This is a genomic window from Arthrobacter sp. 01T414, assembly GCF_056398965.1.
Genome location: NZ_JBFTQK010000001.1, coordinates 332,372 through 346,370 on the forward strand (window position 1 = coordinate 332,372; position 13,999 = coordinate 346,370).

Below are 13,999 nucleotides of genomic sequence, written 5' to 3' on the forward strand. Positions count from 1 at the left end.
ATGAGAAACGCACTGACCCCCGAACACTTGCTGGCCGGAATCCGCGAGACCCGCCTCGTGGCGATCGTGCGAGGAACCGACGGCGGGGCCGCCGCCGAGGCTGCCCTCGCGGCCATGGAGGAGGGCTTCCGTTACGTCGAAATAGCCCTGACCACCCCGGATGCGCTGGCGGCGATCCGCACGGTCCGGGCGGCGGCGCCCGCAGGCTGCTTCGTCGGGGCGGGCACCGTGCTCACCGCCGCGGACGTGGAAGAAGTCGCCGACGCCGGCGGACAGTTCATGGTCACGCCCTCGCTCGCGAGCTCGATCCAGGAGTCCGCCCGCCTGGGGATTCCCGTCCTCGCGGGGGCCCTGACCCCCAGCGAGGCATACGAGGCGATGAACCGCGGCGCAACCGCGGTTAAGCTCTTCCCGGCCTCCATCGGCGGTCCCGGCTACCTCAAGGCACTCCGCGATCCCTTCCCCGGCATCCCGTTCATCGCGGTGGGCGGCGTCGGGATCAACGAGGCAGCGGGTTACTGGGACGCCGGCGCGATCGCCGTCGGACTCGGCGGCCCGCTGTTCGGCGACGCCGGCTCGGGCGGGGACCTTGCCCCGATGCGCGAACGGGCCCGCGCCTTTGTGGACCTGGCGTCCGGGTACGGCCGGCAGCCGGCCGCGGAGCCTGCACGGTGACCCTCGAGCTGCTCACCCTCGGCGAATCGATGGTCTCGCTGCGCTCCGCGGGGCCGTTGTCCGCCGGCGGCGGGCTGACCATGCACGTGGCCGGGGCGGAGTCCAACGTCGCCGTCGGCGTGGCCCGGCTGGGCCACAGCGTCGCCTGGGCCGGCGTTGTCGGGGCGGATCCGCACGGCGAGTTCATCCTGCGGCAGTTGCGCTCCGAAGGAATTGCCGTGCAGCACCGGGTGGACACCGCCCGGGCCACCGGAGTGATGTTCCTGGAACGCCGCACGGCGGACCTCAGCCGCGCCTATTACTACCGGGCCGGTTCGGCCGGGTCCACGATCAGCCGCGAGGACGTGGACCGGGCCTTCACCGCCGGCCCGCGCGTCCTGCACCTGACGGGCATCACCGCAGCCCTCAGCCCGGAGGCCCGGCGCGCCGTCGAATACGCCGCCGCGCGCGGTGCGGCGGAGGGCCTGGTGGTGTCCCTCGACGTCAACTACCGCGGCAAGCTGTGGTCCCGCGATGAGGCCCGCGCCGTCCTCACCCCGCTGGCCCGGCACGCCACGGTCCTGATCGCCTCCGACGACGAACTCGGCCTCGTCGCCGACGGCGGAGGAACACCCGGCAACGGCGGCCCCGGCTCGGCAGGAACGGAGGCCGCCGAACTGGCCATGGCCGCCGAACTGCTGGAGCGCGGAGTGGGGGAGGTGGTGGTCAAGCGCGGCGCCGCCGGCGCGGGCGTCCACACCGCCGCGGGCCGCTGGGAAGCCCCGGCCGTCCCGGTGACCAGTATCGACACCGTCGGAGCCGGCGATGCCTTCACTGCAGGCTATCTCTCGGCCCTGCTCGACGGCGGCGACGTCGCCGCCCGGCTCAAGCGCGGCACCCTCGCCGGGGCCTTTGCGGTCAGCACCGCTGGCGACTGTGAAGGCCTGCCCAGTGCCGCGGAACTGGCGCTGCTGGGCGCCGTCCCGGATGGAAGTACCCAGCGCTAAGACCCCCGCCCTGCCGGGACACCCCCGGAAGCCCTCCGCACCGACACCGAAAGCCTGGACCAGCCGTGAAAATCATTGCCGCCGAAGTCTTTGTGACCAGCCCTTCCCGCAACTTCGTCACCCTGCGGATCACCACCGAGGACGGTGTCACCGGCATCGGTGACGCGACCCTCAACGGCCGCGAACTGGCCGTCGCCGCCTATTTGAAGGAGCACGTCGCGCAGCTGCTGATCGGCAAGGACCCGCACCGGATCGAGGACACCTGGCAGTTCCTCTACCGGTCCTCGTACTGGCGCCGTGGCCCGGTCACGATGGCCGCGATCGCCGCCGTCGACATGGCCTTGTGGGACATCAAGGGCAAGCTGGCCGGCATGCCGGTCTACCAGCTCTTGGGCGGCGCTTCCCGGAACGGCCTGCGGGCCTACGGCCACGCCTCCGGATCGGACCTGGAGTCGCTGTTCGATTCGGTCCGTGAGCACCTGGCGCTGGGCTACAAGTCCATCCGGATCCAGACCGCGGTGCCCGGCATCAAGGCCGTGTACGGGGTCGCGGCGCAGGCGCAGGCCTCGGGGGAGCGGTACGACTATGAACCGGCTGGCCGCGGCGCGTTCCCACAGGAGGAGGACTGGGACACCCGGGCCTACCTGCGGCACCTGCCCACCGTGTTCGAGGCGGTCCGGAACGAGTTCGGCCCGGAAATCCCGCTGCTGCACGACGGGCACCACCGGATGACGCCGATCCAGGCCGCGAAGCTGGGCAAGGCGTTGGAACCCTACGATCTGTTCTGGCTGGAGGACTGCACTCCGGCAGAGAACCAGGAGGCACTGCGCCTGGTCCGCCAGCACACCACCACGYCGCTGGCGATCGGGGAAGTCTTCAACACCGTCTACGACTTCCAGACCCTGATCAAGGAGCAGCTGATCGACTACGTCCGCGCCGCCTCGACGCACTTTGGCGGCATCTCGCCGCTGAAGAAGATGATGGATTTCGCCGCGCAGTACCAGGTCAAGTCGGGCTTCCACGGTCCCACGGACATTTCCCCGGTCGGGTTCGCCGCCCAGCTGCACGTGGGCCTGGCCATCCATAACTACGGCATCCAGGAGTACATGCAGCACTCGGACGCGACGAACGAGGTCTTTGAGCAGTCCATGACGTTCGTCGACGGCTACCTGCACCCGGGCGACAACCCGGGCATCGGCGTCGAGTTCAATGAAGAGGCCGCCGCGGCCTACCCGTACCAGCAGGCCTACCTGCCCTATAACCGACTGGTCGACGGAACGGTCCACGACTGGTGACCGGGCTCCTGCGGTGAACTGCGGCTGCACCGGAAGCAGCCGCTGAAACGACGAAGGTCCCGGGCGGCGAGTCGATGCTCAGCCGCCCGGGACCTGGCTCGTTAAGGCCCGGACGCGGGCCCGCAGCGGGTCCGGCCTAGTGGACCAGTTCCCGGGTCATTCCGAACGGCACCTGGTCCGAGAGCGCCGCCGTGTAGTGCCCGGGCTTGTGCCGGGTCAGCAGGATGYCGTGGGTGCCGGTGAGCATGGCCAGTCGCTGCAGCCCTAGGACGGCGTCATTGAGCCGGTCGTCCAGCACCCGGCGGTTCTCGACCTGGATCTCGATGCATTCGTTAGCTGTCGTCATCGCACTGTCTTCCTTGAAGTGGATTGCCGTGGAACCCAGCGGCTGAAGCGAGAATAACGTCTGATTTAAATGTGAGTCAACTCACCACGCGGGCGGGTTCCAGGCCGTGTCGAGCCCGGGAAACGCGCTGGGCTTCGAACCGCGATAATCTTCACGGAAGAAATAACCACACACTGAAGAGGCGGATGCGGGCAATGGCTCAGGACCAATCAGGGAAATCGTCCGGCTGGTGGCGGGTCTTCCACGACAAATTCGTGGTGGAGGAACGCTACATGAGCCCGGATGCGCGCCGGAATCTGTACCGGATCGCCGTCGCACTCATGATTCTCGGCGCCGCGCTGTTCGTCTTTATCCTGGTCAGCGTGCTTCAGCACACCGGCATCAGCGTGGTGGATGAGCCGGTGCGCTCCGGCCTGGTGAAGCTGCGTGGGGAACCGACCACGACGATCATGATCATCCTGGCCATCGTTTTCGGCCCCATCGGGCTGCCGATCATCATCCTGGTTTTCACTGTTGTCTGGGGGCTGCTGGCCAAGCACGCGTGGCGGCCGATGGTCCTCGCTGGTGGGATGCTCACCGGGGTCATCCTGGCGCAGCTCATCGGCCGGACGGTCGAGCGGCACCGGCCGCCGGTGGACCTCATGCTCTTCGGGGCCGACACCACCTTCTCGTTCCCCTCCGGGCACGTCCTGGGAGCATGTGACTTCCTCCTGATCACGACGTTCCTTATCTTTTCGCGCCGCAAGAACCCGAAGGCGGCCGTCGCCGGATTCGTCGTGGCCGGCATCGGGATCTTTTTTGCCGCCGTGAGCCGGCTGTACCTCGGCTACCACTGGACCACGGATGCCGCGGCCTCGCTCTCGATCTCGTTTGTGATCCTTGGCGCCGTGATCCTGCTGGACACCTGGCGGACCGCGCGGATTCCGGGCGAGCAGATCACCGGGGAACTTTCCAAACAGGAGACCGGAGCCGAATAAAGGCCCGGAGATGCGGGGCGCGCTGCCGGTCAGCGCGCCCTGCGTCGTTTAAGCTCCGCGAGGAGCCTGGCGTTGGCCGCCTCCAGCTCCAGGACCTTGGCCACGCCGGCCAGGTTCAGCCCCTCCTCAAGCAGTTCGCTGATCCGCCGGAGGACGGCGAGGTCCGCGTCGCTGTACTGCCGCGTTCCGCCCGCGGTGCGGTCCGGCGTGAGGAGGCCCTTCCGTTCGTAAAGCCGGATGTTCTGCTGGCCGGTTCCGATCAATTGGGCCACCACGGAGATCGCGTAGACACCGGCGTCGCCGTCACGGTCCGCCATTGCGCGGCTCCTTCCTGTCTTCCCGAAATTCCCCTTGCATCAGTTTGGCACCGGTGCTATAAAAAATCTATATCCACCACCACAGATACTGGGTGCTGGATAGACAGAAAACCTGGGACTCTCACATGAAGGAGTGGGAAATGATGTTGATGCGTACGGACCCGTTCCGTGAACTGGACCGGCTGACCCAGCAGGTCTTTGGAACGGCGGCACGCCCCGCCGCCATGCCCATGGATGCGTGGCAGGAGGACGGCGAGTTTGTCGTCGCATTCGATCTTCCCGGAGTCAACGTTGACTCGGTCGATCTCGATATCGAGCGCAACGTCCTGACCGTCAGGGCCGAACGGCGCGAGCCAGCGCAGCCCAATGTCGAGCTGATTGCCTCGGAACGGCCACGCGGGGTCTTCAGCCGCCAACTCATCCTGGGCGAGACGCTGGACACCGAAAACGTCAAGGCGAGCTACGCCGACGGCGTCCTGACGCTCCGGATTCCGGTGCTGGAGCAGGCCAAGCCGCGGAAGATCGAAATCACGCACACGCAGGACAAGCTGCAGGAGATCGGGAAGTAGCAGTGCCGGGGCGGATGCCCTGGGGCGGCCGAGGAGAGCGGGGGCCGGGTCCTGCCGGGTTGGCAGGCGGTCCCCGCTTGGTCCGGGGCAGTGGCTTCGCAATCCAGCCAGGGGGTGAGTCGATGAATCGTGATCCGCGCGGATTCTACGGCGCCTTGCGGGTCACGCCGGATGCGACGCCGGCGGAGATCCAGCGGTCCTTCCGGGCGCTGATGAGACGCCGTCATCCCGACGTCGAAGCCGCCGCCCCGGCCGCGTCCGGCACCGCGACCGGCGCCGCGTCCGGCGTCGTGCCCGATGGCGCGGAGGAGGTTCGGCGCATTCTTGAGTCCTACGCCGTCCTAAGGAATCCGAAATCCCGGGCGGAGTACGACCCCTACGCCCGCCCGGCCGGCAGGGGCGACAATGCCCCAGCTGGCCGGGACATTCCGGTGCGCCACCACCGCGGCGAGGAGCCGGTCCTGCGCGTTACCCCGGTGCGGTGGGAGCGGGGGCCCGAATGACGCGGGCGCCTGTTTCCCGGCGGCGTCGCACCCCACATCCGCACTCCACATCCGCACCTCACATCCGCACCCTGGCAGCAGCACAAGAAAAGGAGTACAGCCATGAGCGCATGGCGGCGTTACGACTCGCACCTCATCCCGGCCTTCCACGAACGGTTCGAGGAACGCTGGGGAGAGGGCACCGCACCGTTCCTTGACCCGGAAGCCCACGAACTTCCCCTCCCGCGTGCGCAATGGATCAACGTGGACACCGGCGCCGCGCTGGCCGTGGTGCCGGTCTGGACCGCCGAGGACAGCCAGCACCGCTCGTTCGGGGTGTTCTATTTGCCGCCGGCCGGGGACATCTGGGTGCTCCGGCCGGGGTTCACCGGCTACCTCGAGCCGGCGGCGGATGAGGCGGAACAGCTGCTGAGCCTGCGGAACGACGCGTTCAAGAAGGCCGTCGCCCACGCCAAGGGGTTCCTCTTCGGGCCGGAGGCCGCCACCTACTAGGCGCTGGCCGCACCGGTGGATGTCGACGCGCCGGTTGTGGCGCGGGCACCCGCCGGGGCCTAAAATCAATCAACCACCAGCGCAACTGCATAGGGGATCCGCCAATGAATGCTTCCGCCCACGATCTGGCCGCCCTGCTGCCGGCCGATTTCACCTTGGGCGTGGCGACCGCCGCCTTCCAGATCGAGGGGGCGCTGGACGAGGACGGGCGCGGGCCCTCGGGGTGGGACATGTTCGCGGCCAAGCCCGGCACGATCGTCAACGACCACAGCCCGGCCATCGCCTGCGACCACTACCACCGGATGCCCGAAGATGTGGCGCTGATGAAGGAGCTGGGGATCGATTCCTACCGGTTCTCCTTGTCCTGGCCCCGGATCCAGCCCGGCGGCAGCGGTCCGGTCAATCCCAAAGGCCTGGACTTCTACGACCGGCTGATCGACCTGCTGCTGGCCAACGGGATCTCCCCGATGGCCACGCTGTACCACTGGGATACGCCGTTGGAACTGGACGAGGCCGGCGGCTGGATGAACCGGGACACGGCCTACCGGCTGGGCGAGTTCGCCGCCATCGCCGCGGCGGCCTACGGGGACCGGGTGGCCCGCTGGGTGACCATCAACGAACCGGCCACGGTGAGTGCGAACGGCTACATGCTGGGCGTTCACTCCCCGGGCGAGGCCCACATGCTCAAGGCGCTTCCGAGCGTCCACCACCAGCTGCTGGGCCACGGGCTCGCGATGCAGGCACTTCGCGCGGCGAAGGTGCCCGGCGAAATCGGCCTGACCAACGTGTATTCGCCCATGGTTCCGGCCTCGGCCAATCCGCTGGACAAGGTCAGTGCCGGGCTCATGGATATGGCCCAGAACCGCCTGTACGCGGACCCGGTGCTGCTGGGCAAGTACCCGGACGCCGTCAGGGCCGCCACCTTCTTCTCCTCCTTCAGCCCGTCCAGCGAGGACATGGAGCTGATCTCGCAGCCGCTGGACTTCTACGGGCTGAACTACTACATGCCCACCCGCGTGGCTGCCGGGCCGGGTGAGGGGACGGTGCCCAAGGGCATGGCCGAGGCCATGGGCAACGACCTCGACGGCGACGGATCCCCGACGCCGTTCCACGTCCAGAGCTTCCCGGACACCGAGATCACGGCCTACGGCTGGCCGATCAAGCCGGACTACATGGCCGTGGCGCTGGCGGAGATGGCCGAGCGCTACCCGGAACTGCCGCCGGTCTACATCACCGAAGGCGGCGCCAGCTTTGAAGACCTGGAGATCCACGACGCGGACGGCCGGCTGATCGTCCCGGATGAGCGCCGCGTCCGGTATCTCGCCGAGCACATCGAGGCTGCCATCGAGGCCACCTCGCCCGGCGGCGCGGCCGAGTCGATCGACCTTCGCGGCTACTACGTGTGGTCGCTCATGGACAACTTTGAGTGGTCCGCCGGTTACAAGCAGCAGTTCGGCCTGCTGCACGTGGACCGGGACACCATGGTCCGCACGCCGAAGGCCTCCTACTTCTGGCTCCGCGAGCTCATGGCGGCCCGAAAGCGGGACGCCTCCGGTGCGGGCGCCGCCGTCGAAACCCCGGCAGCCGGAGCTGACACGCAAGCTGAAACCGCGGCCGGAACCCAGACGGCCGGCTAGAGGAGCTCCAGCTCCTGCAGGCGCTTGGCGATGCCGGCGCCGTCGGGGGAGTAGATCCACGGGACCGTGGAGCCCGTGTGGTCGCCGTCGACGGAGTGGCCGCCGGCCAGCACGGCCTCACCGGTGGACAGCTGGCGGATGCCGATCGCGGCCACGCGGTCGCCGTGGTCCTTGGCGAACTGCGAATAGATGGCCTCGTCATGCTGGCCGTTGTCGCCGAACAGGAGCCAGCGCATGTTGGGGAACTCCTGCGCCAGCAGTTCCAGGTTCCGCCGTTTGTGGTCCTGGCCGCTGCGGAACCAGCGGTCGTGGGTCAGGCCCCAGTCGGTCAACAGCAGGGCGCCGGTGGGGTACATGTTGCGGGTGATGAAGCGTGCCAGCGTGGGGGCGGCGTTCCACGGGCCGGTGGACAGGTAGATCACCGGAGCCTCGGGGTGCTCCACCAGCAGCCGGTCCATCAGCACGGCCATGCCCGGGGTCGCCATCCGGGCCCGTTCGTTGAGCACAAAGGTGTTCCACAATGCCAGGAACGGCCGGGGCAGAGCCGTGACCATGATCGTGTCGTCAATGTCCGAGACGATGCCCAGCGTGGTGTCCGGGGAAATGACGTAGATCATCGATTCCGCAGGCTCGGTGCCCTCGGCGCGCAGCACGGCGCGGTGCCAGCCCGGCGTCAATGACACCGGGACAACCGTGTCCACGAGGCCGCCGCGATCGGCGTGCACCCAGGTGGTGACGCCGCCGATTTCGATCTCCACCTCGACGAACTGGATCGGGACAGACGTGAAGGCACGCCAGCCGCGGATATTCTGGTTGCCGTTCTGGGCAGCCTGCTCCGCCCGGCTGCCGGGAGTGGGCTTGCTCGTGAGCAGCACGCGGCCCAGCACCCGGACCCACTCGGTGGAGCCGTAGCCCTGGTAGGCGATGGTTTGCGGGCTGAACTTCCAGCGCCGGGCTGCCTTGAGGCGGAGGTGGTTGACCGAGTCCGAGACCCAGTGGGCCAGCCGGAAGGCCTGGCTGCCCGAGACCTTCTTGTCCGGCTGTGGTTGCTGCGCTGGTTCCTGCGACGCCAATTCCATACCTCCACTCTCCCACAGCGGCAGGTCCGGCCGGCGTTGCGTCCGCCCTCAGGCGTCGCCCAGCAGTTCACGCAGCCTGGCGGCGTTGCGCACGGCGTTGCCGCCGCCGTCGTTGTTGAAATAGGCGTAGACATCCTTGCCGGACGCCAGCCATTCGCGGATTCGGTCCGCCCACCAAGTGAGTTCCTGCTCGGAGTAGGAACCAGCGTAGAGGTGGTCCGGATCCGGCCCGTGCAGCCGCACGTAGACGAAGGGCGCCGTGGCCCGCAGGATGCAGGGCAGTTGGGCGCCGCTCATGACGCAGTAGGCGGCGCCGTGCCGTTCGAGCAACTCATACACCGCCGGGTGGTCCCAGCTGGGGTGCCGGAACTCCACGCTCACGCGGATCCAGCCGGGCAGGGCGGCCAGGAAGTAACCCAGCCGGGCGTCGTCGCGGGCGAAATCCGGCGGCAGCTGGACCAGCAACACGGCCCGCTTGTCACCCAGCTCGTGCCAGCACCGCGCAATCCGCTCCACCCAGGCTTCCGGGCCGTAGAGCTTCTTGCCGTGGCTCAGCCCCCGCGGCGCCTTGACGGACATGGTGAAGCCCTCCGGCAGCCGCCGCTGCCACCCGGCGAAGGAACTCTCCCGCGGCCAGCGGTAGAAACTCGCGTTTAGCTCCACCGTGGTGAACCGCGAGGCGTAGTGGGCCAACCGGTCCCGTGCCGGCAGCCCGGGCGGATAGAGCACACTTTCCCAGTGGTCATAGCTCCAGCCGCTGGTTCCGATGTGCGGCGCACCCGGAGCCCGGAAATCCTGTTCGGGCATGCCTGAATCCTAGCCCGGGCGGGCGGCCGCGCCCAGCCCTCTGCCCCCTGGAGGAGCGCCGGGCTCCTCGTCCGGCAGCGTCCCGTGTGGCACTGTAAGAGGCATGGCACGCATCGAGGATTACGCAATGGTCGGCGATCTGCACACCGCCGCCCTGATCAGCACGGAAGGCTCCATCGACTGGCTGTGCCTGCCCCGCTTCGACTCGCCCGCCTGCTTCAACGCCCTGCTGGACACCCCCAAGGCGGGCCGCTGGCTGCTGGCGCCGGCGTCCGGCGGCGAATGCACCCGGCGGCGTTACCGCAAGAACACCCTCATCCTTGAGACTGAATGGGAGACCGAGGACGGCAAGGCCAAGGTCATCGATTTCATGTCGCCGCGCGACGGGGCAGCGGACATCGTGCGGATCGTGGTGGGGATCCGCGGGACGGTCAGGATGCGCGGCGAGCTGGCGCTGCGCTTCGACTACGGCCACATCGTTCCCTGGGTGCGCCACGACGAACACGGGATCCACGCGGTGGCCGGCCCGGATGCCGCATACCTGGTCACGGAGGCGCCGCTCCGGGGCGAGCACATGGAGACCGCCAGCGACTTCACCGTCAAAGCCGGGCAGCGCATTCCCTTCGTGCTGACGTGGGCGCCCAGCCACCTCGGCCGTCCGCGCAGGGTGGATCCGGAAGGCGTCCTCGCAGCCACCGAAGCGTTCTGGCAGCAATGGTCGGCCAAGTGCCATGTGACCGGCCCCTACCGTGACGCCGTGCTGCGCTCGCTGATCACCCTAAAGGCCCTGACCTTCGCTCCGACCGGCGGCATTGTGGCCGCCGTGACCACCTCCCTGCCGGAGGAGCTCGGCGGCCAACGCAACTGGGACTACCGCTACTGCTGGCTCCGTGACGCGACCCTGACGCTCCAGGCGCTGCTGGCCTACGGCTACTCCGAGGAGGCCGCGGCGTGGCGCAACTGGCTGCTGCGGGCGGTGGCCGGGGATCCGGCCGACCTGCAGATCATGTACGGCCTGCACGGCGAGCGGAGGCTTCCGGAAATGACGCTGGACTGGCTGGCCGGCTACGAGGGGTCGGCGCCCGTCCGGATCGGCAATGGCGCGGCGGGGCAGCTGCAGCTGGATGTCTGGGGCGAGGTGCTGGACTGCCTTGCCCTGACCCGGACCTCGCTGCTGCAGGACGGCGATGATTCCTGGGACGTCCAGGTGGCGCTGATGGAGCATCTGGAGACCGCCTGGGACCGGCCGGACAACGGTCTTTGGGAGATGCGCGGACCGCGCCGCCATTTCACCCACTCCAAGGTGATGGCCTGGGTGGCGGCGGACCGGATGGTCAAGGGCGTCCGTGATTTCGGCCTCTCCGGCCCGGCGGACCGCTGGGAGGCCCTGCGGGACAAGATCCACGCCGATGTGATGGCCAACGGTTTCGACGCCGAACGCAACACCTTCGTGCAGTCCTATGGGCGGCCCGAACTCGACGCCAGCCTGCTGCTGATTCCTCGGGTGGGCTTCCTTGCCCCGGATGATCCGCGGGTTATCGGCACCATCGAGGCGGTGCAGCGGGAACTCACCCAGGACGGCTTTGTGCTCCGCTACCGGCAGGATCAGAGCGACGACGGCGTCCCCGGCGGCGAGGGTGTCTTCCTCGCGTGTTCCTTCTGGCTGGTGGACGCGCTGATCGGTGCCGGGCGGCGCCGTGAGGCCAGGGAGCTGTTCGAACGGCTGCTGGCGCTGCGCAACGACGTCGGGCTCCTGAGCGAGGAATGGGACGTCGAGGGGGCGCGGCAACTGGGGAACACGCCCCAGGCTTTCAGCCACTTTGCCCTGGTGCGCAGCGCCCTCCACCTGCAGGGGGACGGCCGCTGACCCGGGCTGCTGAAACCGCCCGCCAACCGGGCCGCCCGGCGGCGTAGGTCATGGCCCCGAGGCGGATCCGGACTTTCCTCCAGAGCTTAGATAAGTATACTTACTAATATCCCCAGGCGGGGTGGAGGATTGAAGGAGTATGCAATGGCTGGATATTTCGAGCTCGTGGATGCGCCCGACGGCGGCTACCGGATTCGGATGGTGGACGCTGCCGGGGACCTGATGGCCGTCTCGGTTACCTTCCCCACGAAGCGCGCGGCCGTGGCCGGCATCGCCCAGGCGCGGGAGATCGCCGGCACCGGCCTGATCCGTGACCGCAGCGGCGACAGCCAGTCGGCCGTCATGGCCTCCCTGGCCAAGCGGCGGACCGGCGGGGGCGCCGGACGCGGCTCCTCGCTCTCCGGCGGCACCCTGGCGGCCACGAAGCGTACCCGTGCCCACCACTGACAACCAGCCCGCCAGGGAGCGCCAGGCCGCGGTCCTGTTCGACGTCGACGGGACGCTGGTCGACTCGTCCTATATCCACACGCTCGCGTGGTGGCAGGCCTTCCGGCAGGCGGGCTATGACGTCCCGATGGCCAGCATCCACCGCTCGGTGGGGATGGGCGGGGACCGGATCCTCGACCGTCTGCTGCCGGAAACCGCGATCCGGACGGCGACGCGGACATCATGACCTCCCATGCCGCCGTCTTCTCTACTTTCTGGCCCTCGCTGCGCCGGCTCGACGGTGCGCGGGAGCTGCTGGCGCAGTGCTTCGAGTCGGGCCTCGCCGTCGCGCTCGCCTCTTCCGCCCGGGACCGGGACCTCGAAATTCTCCGCGCCACCATCGACGCCGATGCCTACATCCACGCCGCCACCAGCTCCGCGGACGCGAAGGAAAGCAAGCCCGCGCCGGACATCCTGGCCGCGGCGCTCAAAGCCGTCGACGTACCCGCCGGCAACGCCGTTTACGTGGGGGACGCCGTCTGGGATATTTACGCCGCCGGAAAGCTGGACATCCCGGCGATCGGCCTCACCTGCGGGGGCACCAGCGAGGCTGAACTCCTTGCAGCCGGCGCCGCGGAGGTCTATGAAAGCCCGCGGGCGCTGCTGGACAACCTCGCCGGGAGCGCCATCGGCAAGCTGGCCGCGCGGGTCCGGGGCAACTGACGCCCCCGGCCCGCACCCCCSGCCCCCTTCCCCAACTGTTCCCCTCAGACCGCAACCGAAAGGCAAGCACATGAAGGCACTTACTTGGCAGGGCAAACGGTCCGTAAGCGTGGAAGAAGTTCCGGATCCGGTGCTCCAGGAACCCACTGACGCGATCGTGCGCATCACCTCGACGGCTATTTGCGGCTCGGACCTGCACCTTTACGAGACCCTCGGCCCCTACATGCACAAAGGCGACATCGTCGGCCATGAGCCAATGGGCGTCGTCGTGGAGGTGGGCAGCGCCGTCACCAACCTGGCCAAGGGTGACCGCGTGGTCATCCCGTTCAACATTTCCTGCGGCCACTGCTTCATGTGCCGCCAGGGCCTGCAGTCCCAGTGCGAAACGACCCAGGTCAAGGAGAAGGGTTCCGGCGCCTCACTCTTCGGCTTCTCCGAGCTGTACGGCTCCGTGCCGGGCGGCCAGGCGGAATACCTGCGGGTCCCGCACGCCGACTACGGCCCCATCAAGGTGGGATCGGAACTCCCGGACGAGCGCTACCTCTTCCTCTCGGATATCCTGCCCACGGCCTGGCAGGGCGTGAAGTACGCGGACGTACCCGACGGCGGCACCCTCGCGGTGCTGGGCCTGGGACCCGTGGGACAGTTCGCCTCGCGGATCGGCAAACACTTCGGCCTGCGCGTCATTGGTGTCGATCCCGTGCCGGAGCGCCGCGCGATGGCGGAACGGCACGGCGTCGAGACCCTTGACTACTCCAAGGGCGTGGCCGATGAGCTGCGCTCGATGACCCAGGGCCGCGGCGCCGACTCGGTCGTGGACGCGGTCGGCATGGAGGCCCATGATTCGCCCGTGGCTGCCTTCGCCCAGCACGCGGCCGGGCTGTTGCCGGACAAGCTGGCACAGAAGGCCTTCGAGACCGTCGGAGTGGACCGGGTGTCCGCCCTGCACACGGCGCTGGATGCGGTCCGCCGGGGCGGCACCGTCTCGCTGAGCGGAGTCTACGGCGGCAGCGCGACCCCGATGCCTCTGATGCACATGTTCGACAAGCAGATCCAGTTGCGGATGGGCCAGTGCAACGTGCGGCGGTGGACCGAGGACCTGCTGCCGCTGGTCGAAGCCGACGCCGACCCGCTGGGGGTTATGGACCTCGTGACGCACCAGGCCAGCCTGGACGAAGCCCCGGCCATGTATGAAAAGTTCCAGAAGAAGCAGGACGGCTGCATCAAGGTTGTCCTGAAGCCGTAGCGGTGCCGCTGCCGGTCTGTCCTCCGGGGGCCGACCGGCAGCGAGACTGCCCTT

The 13,999-nt window shown here is 68.4% G+C and carries 17 protein-coding genes; 13 read left to right on the top strand and 4 right to left on the bottom strand.

From position 1 onward, the window contains the following. The 3 genes from AC1DK9_RS01560 to manD all read left to right on the top strand — a co-directional run bounded on the left by AC1DK9_RS01560 (position 1) and on the right by manD (position 2,956). Positions 1-675, top strand: a complete 675-nt coding sequence (locus tag AC1DK9_RS01560; protein ID WP_476862217.1) for a bifunctional 4-hydroxy-2-oxoglutarate aldolase/2-dehydro-3-deoxy-phosphogluconate aldolase — start codon at positions 1-3, stop codon at positions 673-675. Further along, positions 672-1,661: a sugar kinase gene (locus tag AC1DK9_RS01565; protein ID WP_476862218.1), complete on the top strand. Its 990-nt coding sequence runs from the start codon at positions 672-674 to the stop codon at positions 1,659-1,661. The genes AC1DK9_RS01560 and AC1DK9_RS01565 overlap by 4 nt, the downstream gene beginning before the upstream one ends. Before the next feature lie 65 nt (positions 1,662-1,726). Beyond that, positions 1,727-2,956, top strand: coding sequence for a D-mannonate dehydratase ManD (manD, locus tag AC1DK9_RS01570; protein WP_476914812.1), 1,230 nt, complete (start codon positions 1,727-1,729; stop codon positions 2,954-2,956). Positions 2,957-3,092: 136 nt separating this feature from the next. Here the strand turns inward: manD and AC1DK9_RS01575 are convergent, their stop codons facing one another. After that, positions 3,093-3,302 (bottom strand): hypothetical protein, encoded by a 210-nt coding sequence (locus AC1DK9_RS01575; RefSeq protein ID WP_476914813.1) that lies wholly within the window; start codon positions 3,300-3,302, stop codon positions 3,093-3,095. A gap of 194 nt (positions 3,303-3,496) precedes the next feature. On the opposite strand from AC1DK9_RS01575, the gene AC1DK9_RS01580 reads away from it, so the two are divergent. Beyond that, positions 3,497-4,279, top strand: coding sequence for a phosphatase PAP2 family protein (locus tag AC1DK9_RS01580; protein ID WP_476862221.1), 783 nt, complete (start codon positions 3,497-3,499; stop codon positions 4,277-4,279). Between the two features lie 29 nt (positions 4,280-4,308). On the opposite strand, the gene AC1DK9_RS01585 is transcribed toward AC1DK9_RS01580, so the two are convergent. Further along, a complete protein-coding gene (locus AC1DK9_RS01585; protein WP_476862222.1) occupies positions 4,309-4,596 on the bottom strand; it encodes a MerR family transcriptional regulator in 288 nt (95 codons plus the stop codon). 143 nt (positions 4,597-4,739) lie between these two features. Here AC1DK9_RS01585 and AC1DK9_RS01590 point away from each other — a divergent pair, with 143 nt between their 5' ends. The 4 genes from AC1DK9_RS01590 (at position 4,740) to AC1DK9_RS01605 (ending at position 7,797) form a co-directional block, all read left to right on the top strand. Then, on the top strand, positions 4,740-5,165 hold the full coding sequence (locus AC1DK9_RS01590; protein WP_476862622.1) for an Hsp20/alpha crystallin family protein: 426 nt from the start codon (positions 4,740-4,742) through the stop codon (positions 5,163-5,165). 122 nt (positions 5,166-5,287) lie between these two features. Beyond that, the gene (locus AC1DK9_RS01595; RefSeq protein ID WP_476862223.1) at positions 5,288-5,668 is read left to right on the top strand and encodes a DnaJ domain-containing protein; all 381 of its coding nucleotides are present in this window, start codon (positions 5,288-5,290) and stop codon (positions 5,666-5,668) included. Between the two features lie 102 nt (positions 5,669-5,770). Then, positions 5,771-6,160: a hypothetical protein gene (locus tag AC1DK9_RS01600; RefSeq protein ID WP_476862224.1), complete on the top strand. Its 390-nt coding sequence runs from the start codon at positions 5,771-5,773 to the stop codon at positions 6,158-6,160. 104 nt (positions 6,161-6,264) lie between these two features. Continuing rightward, the gene (locus AC1DK9_RS01605) at positions 6,265-7,797 is read left to right on the top strand and encodes a GH1 family beta-glucosidase (protein WP_476862225.1); all 1,533 of its coding nucleotides are present in this window, start codon (positions 6,265-6,267) and stop codon (positions 7,795-7,797) included. Here AC1DK9_RS01605 and AC1DK9_RS01610 read toward each other — a convergent pair. Further along, complete coding sequence (locus AC1DK9_RS01610) at positions 7,794-8,876, bottom strand: App1 family protein (RefSeq protein ID WP_476862226.1); 1,083 nt, start codon at positions 8,874-8,876, stop codon at positions 7,794-7,796. The two genes, AC1DK9_RS01605 and AC1DK9_RS01610, sit on opposite strands and share 4 nt — an antisense overlap. 48 nt (positions 8,877-8,924) lie before the next feature. After that, positions 8,925-9,683 (bottom strand): DUF72 domain-containing protein, encoded by a 759-nt coding sequence (locus AC1DK9_RS01615; protein ID WP_476862227.1) that lies wholly within the window; start codon positions 9,681-9,683, stop codon positions 8,925-8,927. Between the two features lie 103 nt (positions 9,684-9,786). Between AC1DK9_RS01615 and AC1DK9_RS01620 the strand changes: the two genes are divergently transcribed. From AC1DK9_RS01620 to AC1DK9_RS01640, 5 genes are all read left to right on the top strand, one after another. Next, positions 9,787-11,550 (top strand): glycoside hydrolase family 15 protein, encoded by a 1,764-nt coding sequence (locus tag AC1DK9_RS01620; protein ID WP_476862228.1) that lies wholly within the window; start codon positions 9,787-9,789, stop codon positions 11,548-11,550. Positions 11,551-11,694: 144 nt separating this feature from the next. Continuing rightward, a complete protein-coding gene (locus AC1DK9_RS01625; RefSeq protein ID WP_476862229.1) occupies positions 11,695-11,997 on the top strand; it encodes a YegP family protein in 303 nt (100 codons plus the stop codon). After that, entirely contained in the window at positions 11,984-12,223 is a 240-nt protein-coding gene (locus AC1DK9_RS01630) for an HAD family hydrolase (RefSeq protein ID WP_476862230.1), read from the top strand. Before AC1DK9_RS01625 ends, AC1DK9_RS01630 begins: the two co-directional genes overlap by 14 nt. Next, a complete protein-coding gene (locus AC1DK9_RS01635) occupies positions 12,220-12,699 on the top strand; it encodes an HAD family hydrolase (protein ID WP_476862231.1) in 480 nt (159 codons plus the stop codon). The genes AC1DK9_RS01630 and AC1DK9_RS01635 overlap by 4 nt, the downstream gene beginning before the upstream one ends. Positions 12,700-12,769: 70 nt before the next feature. Continuing rightward, positions 12,770-13,945, top strand: coding sequence for a zinc-dependent alcohol dehydrogenase (locus AC1DK9_RS01640; RefSeq protein WP_476862232.1), 1,176 nt, complete (start codon positions 12,770-12,772; stop codon positions 13,943-13,945). Positions 13,946-13,999 lie beyond the last annotated feature (54 nt).

Excerpts from the sequence above, each read along its gene's own strand:
- AC1DK9_RS01560 (WP_476862217.1), top strand. The coding sequence starts at position 1 with ATGAGAAACGCACTGACCCCCGAACACTTGCTGGCCGGAATCCGCGAG.
- AC1DK9_RS01580 (WP_476862221.1), top strand. The coding sequence starts at position 3,497 with ATGGCTCAGGACCAATCAGGGAAATCGTCCGGCTGGTGGCGGGTCTTC.
- AC1DK9_RS01585 (WP_476862222.1), bottom strand. The coding sequence starts at position 4,596 with ATGGCGGACCGTGACGGCGACGCCGGTGTCTACGCGATCTCCGTGGTG.
- AC1DK9_RS01590 (WP_476862622.1), top strand. The coding sequence starts at position 4,740 with ATGTTGATGCGTACGGACCCGTTCCGTGAACTGGACCGGCTGACCCAG.
- AC1DK9_RS01595 (WP_476862223.1), top strand. The coding sequence starts at position 5,288 with ATGAATCGTGATCCGCGCGGATTCTACGGCGCCTTGCGGGTCACGCCG.
- AC1DK9_RS01600 (WP_476862224.1), top strand. The coding sequence starts at position 5,771 with ATGAGCGCATGGCGGCGTTACGACTCGCACCTCATCCCGGCCTTCCAC.
- AC1DK9_RS01605 (WP_476862225.1), top strand. The coding sequence starts at position 6,265 with ATGAATGCTTCCGCCCACGATCTGGCCGCCCTGCTGCCGGCCGATTTC.
- AC1DK9_RS01610 (WP_476862226.1), bottom strand. The coding sequence starts at position 8,876 with ATGGAATTGGCGTCGCAGGAACCAGCGCAGCAACCACAGCCGGACAAG.
- AC1DK9_RS01615 (WP_476862227.1), bottom strand. The coding sequence starts at position 9,683 with ATGCCCGAACAGGATTTCCGGGCTCCGGGTGCGCCGCACATCGGAACC.
- AC1DK9_RS01620 (WP_476862228.1), top strand. The coding sequence starts at position 9,787 with ATGGCACGCATCGAGGATTACGCAATGGTCGGCGATCTGCACACCGCC.
- AC1DK9_RS01625 (WP_476862229.1), top strand. The coding sequence starts at position 11,695 with ATGGCTGGATATTTCGAGCTCGTGGATGCGCCCGACGGCGGCTACCGG.
- AC1DK9_RS01635 (WP_476862231.1), top strand. The coding sequence starts at position 12,220 with ATGACCTCCCATGCCGCCGTCTTCTCTACTTTCTGGCCCTCGCTGCGC.
- AC1DK9_RS01640 (WP_476862232.1), top strand. The coding sequence starts at position 12,770 with ATGAAGGCACTTACTTGGCAGGGCAAACGGTCCGTAAGCGTGGAAGAA.